Origin of the sequence: Ruminococcus sp. B05, assembly GCF_003628495.1 — a bacterium.
GTDB classification, from domain to species: Bacteria; Bacillota; Clostridia; order Lachnospirales; family Lachnospiraceae; genus Schaedlerella; species Schaedlerella hominis.
The window spans coordinates 117,405-134,575 of record NZ_RBZR01000006.1 but is presented as its reverse complement, the minus strand read 5'-3'; the positions used below and the strand labels follow the sequence as shown (position 1 = coordinate 134,575).

The 17,171-nt window shown below is 37.7% G+C and carries 14 protein-coding genes; all 14 read left to right on the top strand.

Annotation, left to right across the window (positions count from 1 at the left end):
* Nucleotides 1-240: 240 nt before the first annotated feature.
* Nucleotides 241-1,656: a glycoside-pentoside-hexuronide (GPH):cation symporter gene (locus D8Q48_RS06840; RefSeq protein ID WP_118724626.1), complete on the top strand. Its 1,416-nt coding sequence runs from the start codon at nt 241-243 to the stop codon at nt 1,654-1,656.
* 133 nt (nt 1,657-1,789) lie between these two features.
* The gene (locus tag D8Q48_RS06835) at nt 1,790-3,508 is read left to right on the top strand and encodes an AAA family ATPase (RefSeq protein WP_117991893.1); all 1,719 of its coding nucleotides are present in this window, start codon (nt 1,790-1,792) and stop codon (nt 3,506-3,508) included.
* Between the two features lie 12 nt (nt 3,509-3,520).
* On the top strand, nt 3,521-4,354 hold the full coding sequence (locus tag D8Q48_RS06830; protein WP_022074616.1) for a sugar phosphate isomerase/epimerase: 834 nt from the start codon (nt 3,521-3,523) through the stop codon (nt 4,352-4,354).
* Nucleotides 4,355-4,367: 13 nt separating this feature from the next.
* Entirely contained in the window at nt 4,368-5,144 is a 777-nt protein-coding gene (locus tag D8Q48_RS06825) for a MurR/RpiR family transcriptional regulator (protein ID WP_118724581.1), read from the top strand.
* A gap of 176 nt (nt 5,145-5,320) precedes the next feature.
* Nucleotides 5,321-6,097 (top strand): sugar phosphate isomerase/epimerase family protein, encoded by a 777-nt coding sequence (locus tag D8Q48_RS06820; RefSeq protein ID WP_121056005.1) that lies wholly within the window; start codon nt 5,321-5,323, stop codon nt 6,095-6,097.
* Between the two features lie 37 nt (nt 6,098-6,134).
* Nucleotides 6,135-7,202: a Gfo/Idh/MocA family oxidoreductase gene (locus D8Q48_RS06815; protein WP_121056003.1), complete on the top strand. Its 1,068-nt coding sequence runs from the start codon at nt 6,135-6,137 to the stop codon at nt 7,200-7,202.
* A gap of 224 nt (nt 7,203-7,426) precedes the next feature.
* Nucleotides 7,427-7,708, top strand: a complete 282-nt coding sequence (locus D8Q48_RS17125) for a hypothetical protein (RefSeq protein ID WP_191855115.1) — start codon at nt 7,427-7,429, stop codon at nt 7,706-7,708.
* Nucleotides 7,709-7,710: 2 nt separating this feature from the next.
* A complete protein-coding gene (locus D8Q48_RS06805; protein ID WP_121056001.1) occupies nt 7,711-10,080 on the top strand; it encodes a helix-turn-helix domain-containing protein in 2,370 nt (789 codons plus the stop codon).
* Nucleotides 10,081-10,279: 199 nt separating this feature from the next.
* Complete coding sequence (locus D8Q48_RS06800) at nt 10,280-11,677, top strand: glycoside-pentoside-hexuronide (GPH):cation symporter (RefSeq protein ID WP_121055999.1); 1,398 nt, start codon at nt 10,280-10,282, stop codon at nt 11,675-11,677.
* Nucleotides 11,678-11,702: 25 nt separating this feature from the next.
* Nucleotides 11,703-13,031 carry a carboxylesterase family protein gene (locus D8Q48_RS06795; RefSeq protein WP_121055997.1) on the top strand — a complete coding sequence of 443 codons (1,329 nt, stop codon included), beginning with the start codon at nt 11,703-11,705 and terminating at the stop codon, nt 13,029-13,031.
* A gap of 246 nt (nt 13,032-13,277) precedes the next feature.
* A complete protein-coding gene (locus D8Q48_RS06790; RefSeq protein WP_121055995.1) occupies nt 13,278-14,381 on the top strand; it encodes a Gfo/Idh/MocA family oxidoreductase in 1,104 nt (367 codons plus the stop codon).
* Nucleotides 14,382-14,396: 15 nt separating this feature from the next.
* Nucleotides 14,397-14,828: a DUF6379 domain-containing protein gene (locus D8Q48_RS06785; protein WP_117991901.1), complete on the top strand. Its 432-nt coding sequence runs from the start codon at nt 14,397-14,399 to the stop codon at nt 14,826-14,828.
* A gap of 16 nt (nt 14,829-14,844) precedes the next feature.
* Nucleotides 14,845-15,831 (top strand): xylose isomerase, encoded by a 987-nt coding sequence (locus tag D8Q48_RS06780; protein ID WP_121055992.1) that lies wholly within the window; start codon nt 14,845-14,847, stop codon nt 15,829-15,831.
* 347 nt (nt 15,832-16,178) lie between these two features.
* Nucleotides 16,179-17,147, top strand: a complete 969-nt coding sequence (locus D8Q48_RS06775; protein ID WP_118689224.1) for a flavodoxin family protein — start codon at nt 16,179-16,181, stop codon at nt 17,145-17,147.
* Nucleotides 17,148-17,171: the final 24 nt, after the last annotated feature.

Here is a 17,171-nt window from a genome sequence, read left to right as displayed (position 1 = left end):
AAGAATGTGGTATAGTTTCAAATAGGAGCTATATCACATTTTCTATTTTCACATAAAAATAAAAGGTCAAAATATTCATGTCGGTTCATGACTTTTGGAAAGATAATGTCAGAAAAGTAACAAAATCAGGTCATGAGAGTAACAAAAGGGGTCGGTTTAGAATATGCAGGAAACTCAAAATGTTGATAAGATAATATCAACAAGAGGACAGAAATGTTTGAGTTGAAGGGAGAAGAGAAAATGAGTGATAACACAAACACGCCAGTACAATCAAGTGCTGCGGCAGCAAAAAAGCTGTCTATCTGGACTAAAATTGGATATAGTTTCGGAGAGATCGGATCTCAGTGTTCCTGGACATTGATTAGTTCTTATCTGACAGTATACTATACCGATGTTGTAGGATTAACACCTGTAATTATTTCAGCAATCATGTTGATCGCACGTATCTGGGATGCTGTAAATGACCCAATGTTCGGAGCAATTGCTGAGAAAACAAAATCAAAATGGGGTCGTTTCCGTCCATACATTTTATGGGGAGCTCCAATCCTTGCACTATTTAACTGTCTGACATTCTTAAATCTGGATATTCCAAATGGTTGGAAAGCAATCTGGTGTGGATTTACATATATCGGATGCGGAATGGCTTATACAGCAGTTAATATCTCTACACAGTGTGTAGCAAACGTAATGACAGCTTCTAATGAAGAACGTGTATCTCTGAACGCATTCAAAGGAATCGGTTCAGGACTGATTCAGATGGTCATCAGTGCAGTAACAATGCCAATGATCTTAAAATTTGGTAATGGTTCAGCATCTTCTGCACACGGATATTTTATGGCTGCATTGGTATTCTCAATTGTATGTATCCCATGCTTCTGGGTATGTTTTGCATCAACAAAAGAGATTATCGGAGCAAACGAGTCTGATAAAAAATCTATCGGACAGACAATGAAAGAACTCGGATATTCTTTCAAATACACATTATCTGATAAAAACGCATTATTCTTGATTCTTGCAATGTTTACATTCCTTACAGGTTTGTTCGGAAGAATCGGTATTATGGCATACTATTTCATTTACATTATGAAAAATCCTGCCCTGATCGCTGGATTTGCAACAGCAATGTCAGCAGGTATGTTAGTAGTAAACTTCTACGCACCATTCTTGTTGAACCGTATTAGTAAAAAATATGTTGGTGCACTTGGATGTATCGCACAGGCACTGTGCTGTGTATTCTTCTATATCATTGGAGAAAACCAGTTGACAAGTCTGGTTGTATTATCAGGATTCCTTTATGGAGTAACAAATGTAGTATCAATCACATGCTTTACATTGAGTGCTGAGATTATCGATGATAACTGGATTAGAACAGGAGTACGTTCTGATGGTGTAATCGTATCTTGTATCTCATTCTCTACAAAGATGGGTAACGCAATCGGTGGTTCAATCGGTATCCTTGCTCTTAGTGCAGTTGGATATGTTGCAAATGCAGAGAATCTGAGTGCAACAGTACTTTCAAATATGGATAAAGTAATCAACTTTGCACCAGCAGCATTCTTCATTGTAGCAGCAATTTTCTTTGCATGTGTCGGAATGACAAAAGAGAAAGCAAAAGCAAATGAAGCTAAGATTGCAGCAATGGCAAAAGCTGAGTAAAAAGTAAATATTTTATACTTAAAAGTGTTGAAGGAATAGATTGTAGATAATCTTTTAGACAATCTGTTCCTTCTTCTTTTTTTGACAGAAAAAATATGATAGAATAAATGAAATGGGAAGGAGCATGAAAGTTATGAAATCAGTAATATCTATTGGAAATCAGGATTTTATATCAATTAGAAAAAACAACTGTTTCTATATTGATAAAACTGATTTCATTAGAGAATGGTGGGATAATCAGGATAGTGTTACGTTGATTACTCGTCCGAGAAGATTTGGCAAGACATTGAATATGAGTATGACTGAGTATTTCTTTTCTGTATCATATTCAGATTATGACAGGTATTTTGAGGAACTGAATATTTGGAAAGAGAAGCGTTTCCGGCAATTGCAGGGAACATATCCTGTGATTTCCCTTAGTTTTGCGGATATTAAGGCGACAAATTATGAGTCTGCCAGGAAAGCTATAATTCGAAAACTGGTAAGATTATACAGTGCATTTGAATTTATAAAAGAAAGTGAAGTATTGAATGAAAAAGATCGTGCTTACTTTGATTCGGTTGAGGAGAGTATGTCAGATGATGCAGCAGCAGTATCCATCAATTACTTGTCAGATTATTTGAGCAGATATTATGGAAAAAAGGTGATTCTACTTTTGGATGAGTATGACACTCCATTGCAGGAGGCGTATATTCATGGATATTGGGAGAAACTTACGGCGTTTGTTCGAAGTTTGTTCAATTCAACATTTAAGACAAATCCATATATGGAACGTGGATTATTGACGGGAATCACAAGAGTAAGCAAAGAATCTATTTTTTCGGATTTAAACAATCTGGAGGTTGTGACAACGACTTCTGAAAAGTACAGCAGTTCTTTTGGATTTACGGAAGAAGAAGTTTTTCTTGCGTTAGAGAATAATGGTGTATTATCAGAGAAAGAGAATATTCGATACTGGTATGACGGATTTTCGTTTGGAAAAAGGCAGGATATTTATAATCCATGGTCGATAACAAAATATCTGGATACGGGAGAATATGGAACTTATTGGGCAGATACGAGTAGTAATGCCCTGGTTTCGACATTGATTCGCCAAAGTTCAGCAAAGATAAAGTCGGAGATGGAAGACTTATTAAATGGTGGAGTGATTTCCACAGAGTTAGACGAACAAGTAGTTTTTGAACAGCTTGGTAAAAAGCGAGGCGCAATCTGGAGTCTTTTGCTTGCCAGTGGATATTTAAAGGTAGATCGACATGAGATGGATGTGAAAAGTGGAAAACATCAATATGCTCTTAAAATTACAAATCATGAGACAATGTTGATGTTCGAAAAAATGATTGAAGACTGGTTTGAGGAAGATGATGCAGGATTTGGAAATTTTAAAGAAGCACTTCTTGCCGGAGATTTAGATTATATGAATGAGTTCATGAATCAGGTTGCACAACAGACTTTTAGCAGTTTTGATGTTGGAAAAAAGCCGTCTGAAAAGCTAGAACCGGAACGTTTTTATCATGGTTTCGTGTTGGGACTGATTGTCGATCTGGCGGGGAAATATAGAATTACATCAAATAGAGAAAGTGGATTTGGACGATATGATGTGGTTATGGAACCACTTCAGGCACAGAGAGATGCCATTGTGATGGAATTTAAAGTACAGAATAAGGCAAGAGAAAAATCTTTACAATGCACGGTGGAAAATGCATTATCCCAGATTTTAGAGAAACAATATGATGAAGAACTGATTGCAAGAGGTATACCACAGGAGAGAATCAGACATTATGGATTCGCATTTTGCGGAAAGCAGATTTTGATTGGAACAGACAAAGAACAGAAAAATATTGAAAATCATTAGGAGAAAAAAACAATGGGAAAAATTAATTTACAGATGTATTCATTTATGGATGGAACAATGAATGACAGCAGGGAGAATTTAAAACTGGCTTCAGAGATGGGGTACGATGGAGTGGAATTATTCGGACCAAATTTTGAAATTCCAGCAGAAGAACTCAAAGCTTTGCTTACAGAGTTACATCTGGAACCGGTATCAATGCATGCTCCAAAAACAGATATGGTAGAGTCATTGATTCCACTGGCTGAAAGTCTGGAAATGAAATTCATCGGAATCGGAATGGAATGTATGATAGATGATGAAGCAGTGCATACATTTGCAAATACATTGAATCGAATTGGTAAAGTGTGTGCTGAACATGGACTGACATTGACATATCATAATCATACACAGGAATTTGTGCCATGTGGTGACAAGCGTGTAATCGATGTATTAATGGAAGAGACAAATCCGGATTATGTAAGTTTTGAACTGGATGCCGGATGGTGTGCAGCAGCTGGATTTGATCCAATTGAACTGGTACAGACATACAGTGGACGAATCAAATTGATCCATGTTAAAGAGAGCAGTAAAGTAATTGGACCACAGCCTCCAATGGATTTTGAAAGTATTCCAAAAGATGAACATGGTGCACCAATCTTCACAGAAGAAGAAAAAGCACAGATGGAAGAGCAGAAGAAGATCAACTGTCCGGCAGGAGACGGTCTGGTAGACTGGAAAGCACTGAAAGAAGTGGCGGACAAACACGGATGTCAGGCATATATTGTAGAACGTGAGTATACACCAGGAGAAGGAAGCAGACTGGATTGCCTGAAGGCGGATCTGGAGTATTATAGAACACAGATTTAGGGGGAAGGGTACTATGAATGTACTTCAGAATTTGACAGAATTATATAATCATTTGTCATTTGACAGCACATATCGAAATGTCTGTAAGGGAATTTTGGAGAATATGGAAGAAGCTGCGAATGGAACGATATACGAGATTGCGGAGCTGACGAACTCTTCCAGAACTACAATCTGGAGGATGGTTCAGAAGATGGGGTACAGCAATTTCTCAGAATTCCATCATGAGTTAAAAAGGGCGGTAAAACAATATACTTATTACAATCGTATTTTACCTAAGAATGAAGGAGAAACGCCACAGGGAATCAAAGAAAAATTCATGAGTCAGGTTATGCAGACATATCAGCTAATGGATACCAAGATGAATATGGATGAAATGGAGTCCATCGTGGATGAGATGGCAGAAGCAGATAAGATTGTATTCTATACGCCATATAAAGACAGTTCGATATTAGCGTTACAGCAAAATTTATCCATGGATGGAAAACAGACAGGATATTATTGTTTATTTCCGGATATGCTGGAAGACAGTCTGACGCTTGATGAACATTCCATTGTATTTACGAATATGATCGATCACTTGGAAACGATGGATATGACACAGGTATTTGAAAACATAAAAAGGCAGAAGGCTAGGGTATATGGAAGTATGGCTGGAAAATCAAGGTATCAGATATATTTTGATCAGATATTGTTTTCGAGCAAAGAGGGAAATGTCGTAGAAGGAGTGCTGGCATTTCAAATGTACTTCTTTATGTTAAATGAGATATATAGAATGAAATATATTGATTAAAAAGATTGGTTTCAATTTGTGAAACCAATCTTTTTTCTTTATACAAAACGTTGGTTTCAAATTTGAAACATTATTCTTCTTCTGGAAAAAGTGTTGCTAAGGAGGAACGCTTAAGTGAAGTTGTTTTGTTAGAATAAAAGTACGAAATGACAAAGAAAAAGGAAGGAGCAATAAAAATGAAGTACAGTTTATGCGCCGACATTATGTTTGTCGGAGTTGGTGAAAAAGGACCGGTTTGGCCGGATACAGATGGAATCATTGAGGCAATGAAGCTGGCAAAGGAAAATGGTTTGACAGGAATTGAGATGTTTGATCTGCAGGGAAGAGACCTTGCACGTATTGCAGAAGCAAGCAAAGAGCTTGGAATCGAAGTACGTGCCTGTGTTTCAGCAGGAGCTCCATTTTTAGGAAATCCAGAAAAAACAGATGAGCTGGTATCACTGTTTACAGAAAGCATTCCAAAAGCAAAGCAGATTGGATGTGACAAACTGATTTTAAACGCAGCAGAATACGCAAAAGATCTTTCTGAGCAGGAAGTTTTGAAAGCGATGGAAGATGCGATGAAGAAACTTGCACCGATTGCAGAGAAAGAAGGTGTTACAGTTCTTGTTGAGCCTTTGACCGATGGATTCTTCACAAGTTCAAAACAGGCATTTGGATTGATCGAGAGTGTAGGAAGTGAAAATGTAAAACTTCTTTATGATATCTTCCATTTCCAGAATATCGAAGGAAAAATTACTGAGACAATTAAAAATAATCTGAAATGGATTGGTGATATTCATGGAGCCGGAGCTCCGATGAGAGCTGAACTTACAGTTGGTGAACTGGATTATCCATTCATTTTAAATACGATCAAAGACTTGGGATATGACGGAAACTTCTGCTTAGAATTCTTCACATTCCAGGATCGGGAAGCAAAAGTTAAGGCATCTTGCACAGTATTGCCGGAATAAGAAAAAAATAGTGAGAAAATAATGGAGGAAAAGAACAATGGCAAAAAAAAGAATTGGTATTATCGGTGTTGGTGAAATCGGAACAACAAAACATTTAACACAGCTTGTAAATCATCTGGATGAAGTAGAAATTGTTGCATTGTGTGATGTCATTCCAGAGCGATGTGAAAAAGCAAACAAAGACTTTGGGCTTTCTGCAAAAGTTTATACAGATTATAAAGAAATGTGTGCAGCGGAGGACATTGATGTTGTACATGTATGTACTCCAAACCCGCTTCATTGCGAGATGACGCTGTGTGCATTTGAACATGGAAAAGATGTTTACTGTGAGAAACCGCTTGCTTGTACTTATGCAGATGCACAGAAAATGTTGGAAGCACAGAAAAAAGCAGGAAAGAAACTTACAAGTGGTACACAATGGCGTTACAATACAGCACCAATGGAAATGAAGAGAATGTATGAGGCAGGAGAGTTTGGAGATGTATATTATATTCGTTCTTCACAGCTTCGTCCATCGCGTCTTCCGGCATATGGTGTATATACAAATAAGGAATTAAATGGTGGTGGTGTCCTTATGGATGGAGGTCCTCATTCTATTGACCTTCCGATGTGGCTGACAAACAATTATGATGTTGCCAGTGTCCGTGGAGTGACATTTGATAAAATGAAAAATTATCCGGAAGGAAATGATCTTGGACCATGGGATCCTGACAATTTCGATGTAGAAGATACAGCAATGGCTATGATTACAATGAAAAACGGTGCAATGTTCTATGTTGAAACTGCATGGCGTTCAAATATGTTGCAGGAGGCACCAGGAATCATCTGCTCTGTAGCAGGAACTTTAGCAGGCGCAGACATGGTCGGACCTGGATTTGAAGACAGTGTACGAGTAACAAAGATGGTAGATGGAAAACTTGTGACAGAGACGACAAGTCCGGAAGCAAAATACAATATGTGGGAATATGATATGACAAAATGGGTTGACTGCATTACAAAGGGAACAGAACCAGCAGTTCTTCCAGAGCAGGCAGCAGTTGTAACACGTGTTATTGAAGCAATTTATAAATCAGCAGAAACAGGAGAGACGATTGTATTCGATTAATACTATTGTTTAAGAGAATCTATATATCTCCTACCCATAAATATATAGAATCTTTTAATATAAGTGAGGTCAAAATTATACATATGATTTTGACCTCACTGTTTTTTGAGAGAAGGAATCGAGAGTGATTTCAAGACAATGAAATAGTCATTTGGAGAGCAGTGCATATAGTGAAGGCATGTTATTCTTATATCAACGAAAAACAGTTCAGGAGGGAAAGACAAATGGTGAAATTCTTAATTCCTCTGGCAGAAGCTTTGGAAATGAAATTTATTGGAATCGGCATGGAATGTATGGTAGATGACGAGGCAGTACACAAATTTGCGGAAACATTGAACCGCATTGGTAAAGTAATCGGAGCATTGCCACCATTGGATTTTGAAAGCATTCCGAAAGATGAGCATGGATGTCAAGCGTATATTGTGGAGCGTGAGTATACACCGGGAGAGGGAACGAGACTAGATGTTTTGAAGGCAGATTTAGAATATTACAGGACACAGATTTAAGCATGGAAAAGCAAAAAATACAGATTTTATCCAATATACAAGAAGCTCCACATTCTCATAAGAACATAGAACTTCTATATATTCTTATAGGAAAGGTGGATATTACAATAAATGGAGAAAGTTTTCAGGCAAATTCGAAAGACATAATACTGATTAATTCAGAGGAAATTCATGCCTGGAAGGAACATGGAAATGCATTGCTATGCAGAATGTATGTTGACTATTATAAATTAAAACAAGTCATAAAAAAAGAAAAAGTAGTTTTTAAGTGTAATAGTATCACAAATCCAGAGATTGATTATGCAAGGCTTCGTTATATTTTGGAAACTATTTTAAGAAAATATCAGGAAGAACCGGATGGGTTTTGGGTAAAGAGCTTATATTATTCTCTTCTGGAAGCATTGAAAGCACAGTATCTGGATAAAGAGAGAAGTCTGGATGATTATGAGAAAATAAACGGTAAAGTAAAAGATGTTTTAGATTATATACAGAACAACTATCAACGCACATTAAATCTAAGTGAAATTGCGAAACAATATTATATATCAGAATCGGCATTTTCTCGATTCTTTAAAAGAGAAATCGGTGTTGGATTTACGGAGTATGTAAGAAATGTACGGCTTGAACATGCAAAAGAAGAATTGCAGTTTTCGAATCAATCGATTACGGAGATTTCTTATGATTGTGGTTTCTCTAACATTTCTGTATTTAATAAAAATTTCAAGCAGGTATTTTCTATTACACCGAAAGAATACAGAAAAAATATAAAACAAAAAGAAACAGTGCCACAAGAGTCGGATATGATTGGTTTGGCAACTTATTTGGAGTATTCACAGAAGAAAAAACAACAAATCGAAAAAACTGAGCAGAAGATTTGTCTGGATTTACAACAGAGCAGATTATTGAAGAATGCAGCAAAGACAAGTATGAATGTTGGAATGTTTGCAGATTTATTAGAAGCGAAGGTACAAAAACATGTGGCAACTGCAATTGAAAATCTGGGCTTGAAATATATTCATATTGCAAACCCGTTTGATCCGGTATTAAAAATCCGTTCAGGACATGAGACAGAGCAGATGAACTTTGAAAAAGTAGACTCTGTATTAGATTTCTTGTTGGAACAGGGAGTTTGTCCGATATTGGAATTGTCGGAGCGGCGTAGAAAAATGATCGTGACGATTGGTTCGGATGATGTACTGGAAAAGACAAAAATGGAGCCTGTCTTTTTATCGCTGGAAGAGTGGGAGCAGGTACTAACAGCTCTTATAGAACATTTGACAGAGTATTACACGGCAAAAGAAGTAAGTAAATGGATGTTTGAAATCTGGTGTGATCCAGAGCAGGTGACTGGTATAGGGAAAATCCCGTATAAGAAGTTGTATAAACATACATGGCAAATTATTAAAAGATACATACCGGAAGCAAAAATCGGTGGTAGTGGGTTGAATGCAACAATGCCGGGAAATGTATTGAGAGAACAGCTTTGCTGGTGGAAAGACAGATATGATCGTCCAGATTTTCTGACATTTATGAGTTATCCATATCAGGTAGAAAGACAAGAAGAACAAGTGGCAGGAAAACAGTATAGCTTACTTAGCATTGAATCGGATACACATTTTGTTAAGCAAGATATTGATGCTTATCATGCATTACTTGATTCAATTGAATATCCGGCTACTCCAATATGGCTGACAGAGTGGAATACCTCACTTTCAGAGAGAAATATTTATAATGACAGTTGTGCAAAGGCGTGTCATATGTTGATGCAGATGGTAGATGCAACAGAAGAATTGGATCAAATGAACTATAGCAGCATTAGTGACTGGACGGTTCAGTATTTTGATTCTACTTCTCCGCTGATTGGTGCAACCGGTTTGATTACGAAAGATGGTATATTAAAGCCGGCATATTATGCGATGGAATTCTGGGGATGGATGGGAGAAAGACTGATTGGAAAAGGGCAGCACTATATTGCAACTTCACAACACAGAGAAACCATTCAGATTCTGGCATTTAATGCAAAGCAGTTTAGTTATAGCTATAACATGAAAGCTGAAAATTCTCTTGAAGTAAAAGAACTTCCTTTTATATTCAAGAATAATGATAAGTTGAAACTGCAGTTTGAATTAAAAAATATGCGAGAGGGAAAACATAAAATTTGTATGTACAGGGTGAGTGAGTCTTGTGGAAATGTGCTGGCAGAATGGGGGAAACTTGGATATTCGAAAGAGTTGATGCGCTCGGAAATTTCTTATTTAAAACAAATTTGTATTCCACGCATGGAAGTGAGATATATGCAAACAAAAAAGGATATATTGGAATTTGAACTAATTCTGGAATCAAATGAGATGGCATTTGTACAAATATTATGACAGAGATTTCAGAAAAAATATAATTATGCTATTATGAAAAAAGAAGCAAAAATCGACAAAAAAGTGTTTGATTTTTGCTTCTTTTGCGTTGGATAAGTTTTAAAATCAAATAGGATTAACTATAGGATAAAAATAGATAAGTTTTTCGTTCTTATAAATTTTAAAATATAAACATCAAAGGAAAAGGAGGGTGGCTTCAATGAAAGCTGAAAACACGACAAAAGAAAATGTAGGACCGATTCAAGTTGGTGCATATGGAATAGGAAACTTTGCATGTCAGCTATCTTTTACAATGGTTAACATGTATCTTGCCTATTTTTATACCGATGTATTTGGATTGTCAGCAACTGCAGTAGCAACGCTTCTGTTAGTAGCAAAAGTATGGGATGGTATCAATGATCCGATGATGGGAGCAATCATGGATAAAACTTATCGAAAGATGGGAGGGTATCGCACATACATTATTGCCGGAGCAATTGCATTGGTAGTATTTACGATTTTGACATTTAGTGTACCGAATTTTGGCAGTACAACAAAGCTTATTTATGCATATGTTACATATATTGGTCTTGGAATGGCTTATACAGTAATGAATGTACCATTTAATGCTTTGCCATCAAGAATGACAGATACACCAAAACGACTGAACCAGTTATTTGCTTCTTCCATGTGGGCAGGAGCTCTTGGAAGTACAGTGCTTGGAATGTGTACAATGCCGTTAATCATGTTCCTGGGAAAGGGCGTACAAGAAGCCGGATATCAGAAGACAGCAATTGCTTATGCAGTTATTTCGCTTCCATTAGTATTGATTATGGTGCATTTTTGTAAGGAAAATCCGAAGCTTGCAAAAGCAAAAGAAATTGCAGCATCAAAAAATGGAAATCAGGGAACAACATTTTTGGGATTTTTCAAATCTATTTTCACAAATAAGAATCTGCTTTGTGTTTATGCATACATGTTTTGTGCAATGTTTAGTCAGATCGGAAGAGCATGTACAGCCTTTTATTATTACATGTTCTGTGTAGGTAATATGGCTCTGGCTTCAGTGTTGATGTCATTGGCGGGCTTGGTTAGCCTGGTACTGATTCCAATTGTTCCTTCTTTGATTGGAAAATTTGGAAAGAAAAAGATAGTAATTGTATCACAGATCATTCAGATTGTTGGTCTTGTTATGATGTTTGCTGGTCCATATACCAATATTCCTTATACAATTGTAGCAAATCTGATTTATGGTCTTGGTGGAGGCTATAGTGCATGTGTAGGTTCTATGATTGTAGATGCATTGGATAATTATGAATATCAGACAGGTGTCAGAAATGATGGAGTTGCATTTGCATTTAACGGATTAATGACAAAGATTTCTTCTGCAATTGCAGGTTCTGTAGGACTTATGGTTATGGCTGCATTTGGGTATACAACTGGTGCGGATTTAACTGCAAGAGCTCTGACAGGTATCAATGTGGGTGTTAATATTGTTCCACTTGTGGTAGCAGCAATCGCAATTATTCCGATGTTAATTTTTGATTTGAATGAAGAAAAGATGGAAAAAGTCCGTGGAGAGTTAAAGGAAAGAAGAGAAGCACTCTTAAACGAGTAATAAAAACGGGAGAAATTTGGTTAATATGAAATTAGTAACAACAAAAACAGGTAAAATAGAAGGGATAGAAGCAGAAGGATATACAATATTCAAAGGAATTCCATATGCAAAACCACCGGTAGGAGCGTTGCGATGGAAAGCACCTCAGCCGATAGAACCATGGGATGGGGTGTATCATGCAGATAGATTCCGCGAACGTGGCTGGCAGGAGGCAGATACAGAAGGAGAAGTACCTTTCTGGAAAGAAAAATTAGTAAAGGAATTTTATGATCTTCCAGAGTATATACCGGAGATGAGCGAAGACAGTCTGTATTTGAATATTTGGACTCCTGCAGAAAAGCCAGATGAGAAACTTCCGGTCGCATTTTGGATTCACGGTGGTGGCTTTGGAAGCGGTTGGAGTTGGGAAAAAGAATTTGACGGAGAAGCATATTGTAAAAAAGTCGTTATTTTGGTAACGATTGCGTATCGTCTTGGAATGTGGGGAAATTTAGTACACCCATGGTTAAATGAAGAAAATGAGCATGGAGTTTCTGGAAATTATGGAATTCTGGATCAGATTGAAGCATTGAAGTGGGTATATGAAAATATTGAAAATTTTGGTGGAGATCCGAATAACATTACCGTGTTTGGTCAATCTGCGGGTGCAATGAGCACGCAGTTCCTTGTATCGACAGAGCTATCCGGGAATATGATTTCAAAGGCAATTTTTCAAAGTGGAGGTGCTCATAATAACGAATCTCTGGGAGGACATACATGGGAAGAGACACAGAAGATTGGAGAAGAATTCATAACTTACACAGGAGCTGCTTCATTAGAAGAACTGCGAAAGATACCTGCCGAAAAATTGGAGCGAATGGCAGAAGAATTTGCAGCAATGAAGCATGAGATGATTTTATTTATGCCGGTGACAGATGGATATGTGTTTAAAGAAAATACAACAGATTGCTTGAATAATAATCATGTAAAACAGATTCCGTATATGCTGGGAACAACAGAAGCTGATTTGTTTGTGACTCCGGAAATGATTGAAAGTGGAGAAAAAACAGCCCTTTATAAAGGATGCATTGAATGGAGTGAAAAAGCAGAAGAACTTTGGGGTCAACCATCTTATGTATATTATTTTAAGAGACATCTTCCGGGGGATGATTGGGGAGCGTTTCATTGCGCAGAGTTATGGTATATGTTTGGAACGATGGACCGTTGTTGGAGACCGTGGGAAGAACATGATAGAAAATTGAGTGAAGATATGCTGAATTATTGGACACACTTTATGCGTACAGGAAAACCAACAGATGGAGATGACTGGAAACCTTGTACAAAAGAAAATCCGTATGTGAAAGAATTTGAATAGTACTTCAAAAATATATCATTATATTGGTTGAGAAACTTTATATTATTATCCTACCCTGAAAACATATAAAGTATCTTAATATAAGAGAGGTCAAAATTAAATGTATAATTTTGACCCCTCTTGTTTTTTTGCGAAAAAGGGAAGGTGGTTTAAAGACAATGAAATAGTCATATGTGGGGCAGTGAATATGTCGGTTGGATGTTATCCTAGTATCAACAAAGAAAGTAACGCAGGAGGTAAGAGCAAATGGGTAAATTGAAAGTAGGAATCATTGGATGCGGTGGTATTGCAAACCAGAAACATTTTCCGGCATTAAAGAATAATGCAGATCTGGCGGAGATGGTAGCATTTTGCGATATTATTGAAGAACGTGCGACAAAAGCAGCCGAAGAATATGGTGTAGAAGGTGCGAAAGTTTACACAGATTATCGTGAGCTTTTGGCTGATCCGGAAATCGATATCGTACACATCTGTACTCCAAATGTATCTCATAGTAAGATCGCGGTAGATGCATTTGCAGCAAAGAAAAATGTATACTGTGAGAAACCAATGTCCCACAATCCAGAAGAAGCACAGAAGATGGTGGATGCATGGAAAGAATCAGGAATGAAATTTACAATCGGATATCAGAACAGATTCAGACCGGAAGTACAGAACTTACATGCTTCCTGCGAAAAAGGTGAATTGGGAGAGATTTACTATGGTAAAGCACATGCAGTTCGAAGAAGAGCAGTTCCGACATGGGGCGTATTTCCAAACAAAGCATTGCAGGGCGGCGGTCCTCTGATCGACATCGGAACACATGCTCTGGATATTACATTGTGGTGTATGAACAACTATGACGTTGACAGTGTCAATGGATCTGTATATTACAAACTGGGACATCTTCCACAGGCAACAGAAGGTAACCTTTTCGGACCATGGGATCCGGAAACTTATGAAGTAGAAGATTCTGCAATGGGATACATCAAGATGAAAGATGGCGCAACGATCATGCTGGAAGCAAGCTGGGCACTGAATATCCTGGATTCCAGAGAAGCATCTACAACACTTTGCGGAACACTTGCCGGAGCAGAGATTCATTCCGGTATGAGCTATCCAAAGAATGAACTGATCTATAACCGTGGAAGAAACGGACAGTTAATGGAAGAGACAATCTCACCGGTTGGCTCCGTAGCATACTTCGGTGGTGGAAGCGGTGAAGAAGGAACAATCGATTGTAAACAGTGGCTGGAGGCAGTGAAAAATGATACAGAGCCGCTTGTAAAACCGGAAGAAGCATTGGTAGTAACAAAGGTTCTGGATGCAATCTATCGTTCGGCAGAGGCAAATAAAGAAATCAAATTCTAAAGGAGTAGATAGAAAATGGGATTTGCAATGAGAATGGACTTCGTTGACGTTGTTGTTGATGACAGTTTAAAAAATGTGAAAGTAAATGGAAAAAATATCGGATATCAGTTTGATATTCGTCTGAGTTATTATCGTGGACATTTCCTTTCTGTAATTGATGAATTCGGTGTAAAGGTAGACGGAAAAGAAGTGCCAGCAGAAACAATTAAATTCTGTATTAATGGAAAAGAATTCAGTCCGATTGAATTTGATAAATGCTATACAGAATTCTGGCAGGTTATTGAACCGGCAACAATCAAAGTATTTTGTCCAGGGGGATTAAGTGAAGGGGAACATGATATTGATGTAACATTGTTCTTCCGCTCACCATATATGCCGATCGGACCAGATCACCAGTATATGCCGGTAGACAGCTGTGGAAGTAAACACATGAAGGTAATTGATTAGGAGGTGGACTGATATCATGGCAAATGTAAAAACAGGAATTACATTATTTTCATTGACAGAACCATATGTAAAAGGAGAACTTGATCTGGAAGGTGTGATCAGAACAGCAGCAGAACTTGGTGCAGAAGGATATGAAATCGTAGCTGCACAGATGATTCCTTCTTATCCATATGTCAGTGATGAATTTGTAGCATTTATTGAGAAATGCAAAGAAAAATATGGAATCGGACCAATCTGTTATTCTGCTAATATGGACAGAGGCATGTTAAAAGACCGCGACCTGACAGAAGATGAGATGGTAGCAAGAGCTATTACAGATATTATTTCTGCAAATAAACTTGGCTGCACGGTTATGAGAGAGCAGTATTTGTTATCTCCATCCGGACTGGTGCGGATTGCTCCATATGCAGAGGCCTATAATGTTCATGTAGGAATTGAAATTCATAATCCGGAAAGTCCGATTACACCGGCTATTTTAGATTATGTAGAGGCAATCGAGAAGTCAGGAAGTAAATATATTGGATTTGTTCCGGATTTTGGATGCTTTGCAACAAAACCAAATAAACCTTACTGGGATCGTGCACTGGCAGCAGGTGCGACAGTAGAACAACTGGAGAAATGTGCACAGCTTCGTTACGAAGAAGTCCCAATGGAAGAGGCAATGAAGATCATGGCACCGGATATTGAAAAGTGTCCTCAGCTTGGCGGAACACTGAACAGTATGTATGGATTTGTACAGTTTAGAAAGAGCTGTACAAAAGAACTGGAAGGGCTGAAACGTATTATGCCATATTGTTTTGAGATGCATGGAAAATGTCATTACGTAGATGAAAATCTTCATGAAGTGGCAATTCCTTATGAGGAGATCATTCCAGTTATAGCAGCTTCTGATTATGAAGGATACATTGTAACAGAATATGAGGCAGAAGGTGGATATGACAGCATCGAGCAGACGACACGTCACGTTGCGATGGTGAAAAAATTGCTTAAGGAATGTGAGTAAGGGATCCGACATGGGAAGCCAATAGGGACGGAGTTTGTGGCTTTTTTTGCTTACAAAAAAGCCACAAACTCCGTCCCTGTCGGCTTCCCCGTCCCTGCTGGCTCCATAATGAAAACTAACCAAGGACAAAAATTTTATTCGTTTTTTTGTCCTTGGTTTTCTGCTGTGTCAAAACACATTAGAGAAAAGTATAAATTTTACATGAGATTAGAATAAAGAAATAAGAGACGATTCATCCGTTTATCTTGTATGATAAATACATCATCAAAAGAAGTTACAGAAAATTCCAATATATTTGTAATGAGACTTATGTTGTTAATAAAAAAACAAAAGAAAGGATAAAGAAGATGGAAAAGAAAAAAGTAGTTGGTTTCTCATTTGGTAGAAAAATGTCAAACACAGAGGTCATGATTAAAGAAGCATTATTAGAATGCGAACGTGCAGGAATGGAGATTCAGTTTGTACGTTGTGATGACCTTAACATTCATATCTGTACAGGATGTTGTGCATGTGTAGGTGGACTGATGTCAGGACGCGGAAGAGGTACATGTGTACATAAAGATGACGAATTCTATATCATTGAAGAAGCATTGATGTCAGCAGATGCTGTTATCGTTGGATCTCCGACATATGAATTTGCACCAACAGGTAACTTCAAAGTTGTTTGTGACAGAATCGGACCTTCTCATGATAAGACATTCCGTGGACCAGCAGTAGAAAAAGGAATCGAAGAGGGCAGAGATCCTCAGACATATCCAGATGTAAGAAGCGTAAAACCAAGAGTTGGAGCTTTGATTACAGTTGGTGGAGCAAGAACAGAAAACTGGTTATCACTTTCACTTCCTAACATGTACGAATTTACATTCCCAATGGGAATCGATGTAATCGATAAATACAAATATTTTGGAGCAATGAACATCAGCCATGTTCTTGGCAGACCGGATGTTATGGATAGAATGACACAGCTCGGAAGAAACATCGTAGATGCATTGAATGCTGAGACAGAAGAAGAGCGTACAAAATACCGTGGTGATGATCAGGGAACATGTCCAGTCTGTCATGAAGATATTCTGACAGTCAGCCATAAGGGAAATAAAGTAGAATGTCCAGTTTGCGGTATCGAAGGTGAACTGACAATCGAAGATGGAGATATCAAAGTAATCTTCTCTGAAGAAGAACAGAACAGATCACGTCTTCATGATGCTGGTAAATGGGAGCATTCAAATGAGATCCGTGATGGTGCAATGACACAGAAAAAAGTAGAGAACCTGAACGAATTAAAACAGAAATATATCGGTGTTGGCGAAGAAAAATAAAATACTGAAAGAAACCGCTAGGGA

Coding starts and splice junctions, on each gene's coding strand:
- D8Q48_RS17125 (WP_191855115.1), top strand. CDS start 7,427: ATGGTGAAATTCTTAATTCCTCTGGCAGAAGCTTTGGAAATGAAATTT.
- D8Q48_RS06775 (WP_118689224.1), top strand. CDS start 16,179: ATGGAAAAGAAAAAAGTAGTTGGTTTCTCATTTGGTAGAAAAATGTCA.
- D8Q48_RS06805 (WP_121056001.1), top strand. CDS start 7,711: ATGGAAAAGCAAAAAATACAGATTTTATCCAATATACAAGAAGCTCCA.
- D8Q48_RS06780 (WP_121055992.1), top strand. CDS start 14,845: ATGGCAAATGTAAAAACAGGAATTACATTATTTTCATTGACAGAACCA.
- D8Q48_RS06830 (WP_022074616.1), top strand. CDS start 3,521: ATGGGAAAAATTAATTTACAGATGTATTCATTTATGGATGGAACAATG.
- D8Q48_RS06840 (WP_118724626.1), top strand. CDS start 241: ATGAGTGATAACACAAACACGCCAGTACAATCAAGTGCTGCGGCAGCA.
- D8Q48_RS06800 (WP_121055999.1), top strand. CDS start 10,280: ATGAAAGCTGAAAACACGACAAAAGAAAATGTAGGACCGATTCAAGTT.
- D8Q48_RS06825 (WP_118724581.1), top strand. CDS start 4,368: ATGAATGTACTTCAGAATTTGACAGAATTATATAATCATTTGTCATTT.
- D8Q48_RS06785 (WP_117991901.1), top strand. CDS start 14,397: ATGGGATTTGCAATGAGAATGGACTTCGTTGACGTTGTTGTTGATGAC.
- D8Q48_RS06820 (WP_121056005.1), top strand. CDS start 5,321: ATGAAGTACAGTTTATGCGCCGACATTATGTTTGTCGGAGTTGGTGAA.
- D8Q48_RS06815 (WP_121056003.1), top strand. CDS start 6,135: ATGGCAAAAAAAAGAATTGGTATTATCGGTGTTGGTGAAATCGGAACA.
- D8Q48_RS06795 (WP_121055997.1), top strand. CDS start 11,703: ATGAAATTAGTAACAACAAAAACAGGTAAAATAGAAGGGATAGAAGCA.
- D8Q48_RS06835 (WP_117991893.1), top strand. CDS start 1,790: ATGAAATCAGTAATATCTATTGGAAATCAGGATTTTATATCAATTAGA.
- D8Q48_RS06790 (WP_121055995.1), top strand. CDS start 13,278: ATGGGTAAATTGAAAGTAGGAATCATTGGATGCGGTGGTATTGCAAAC.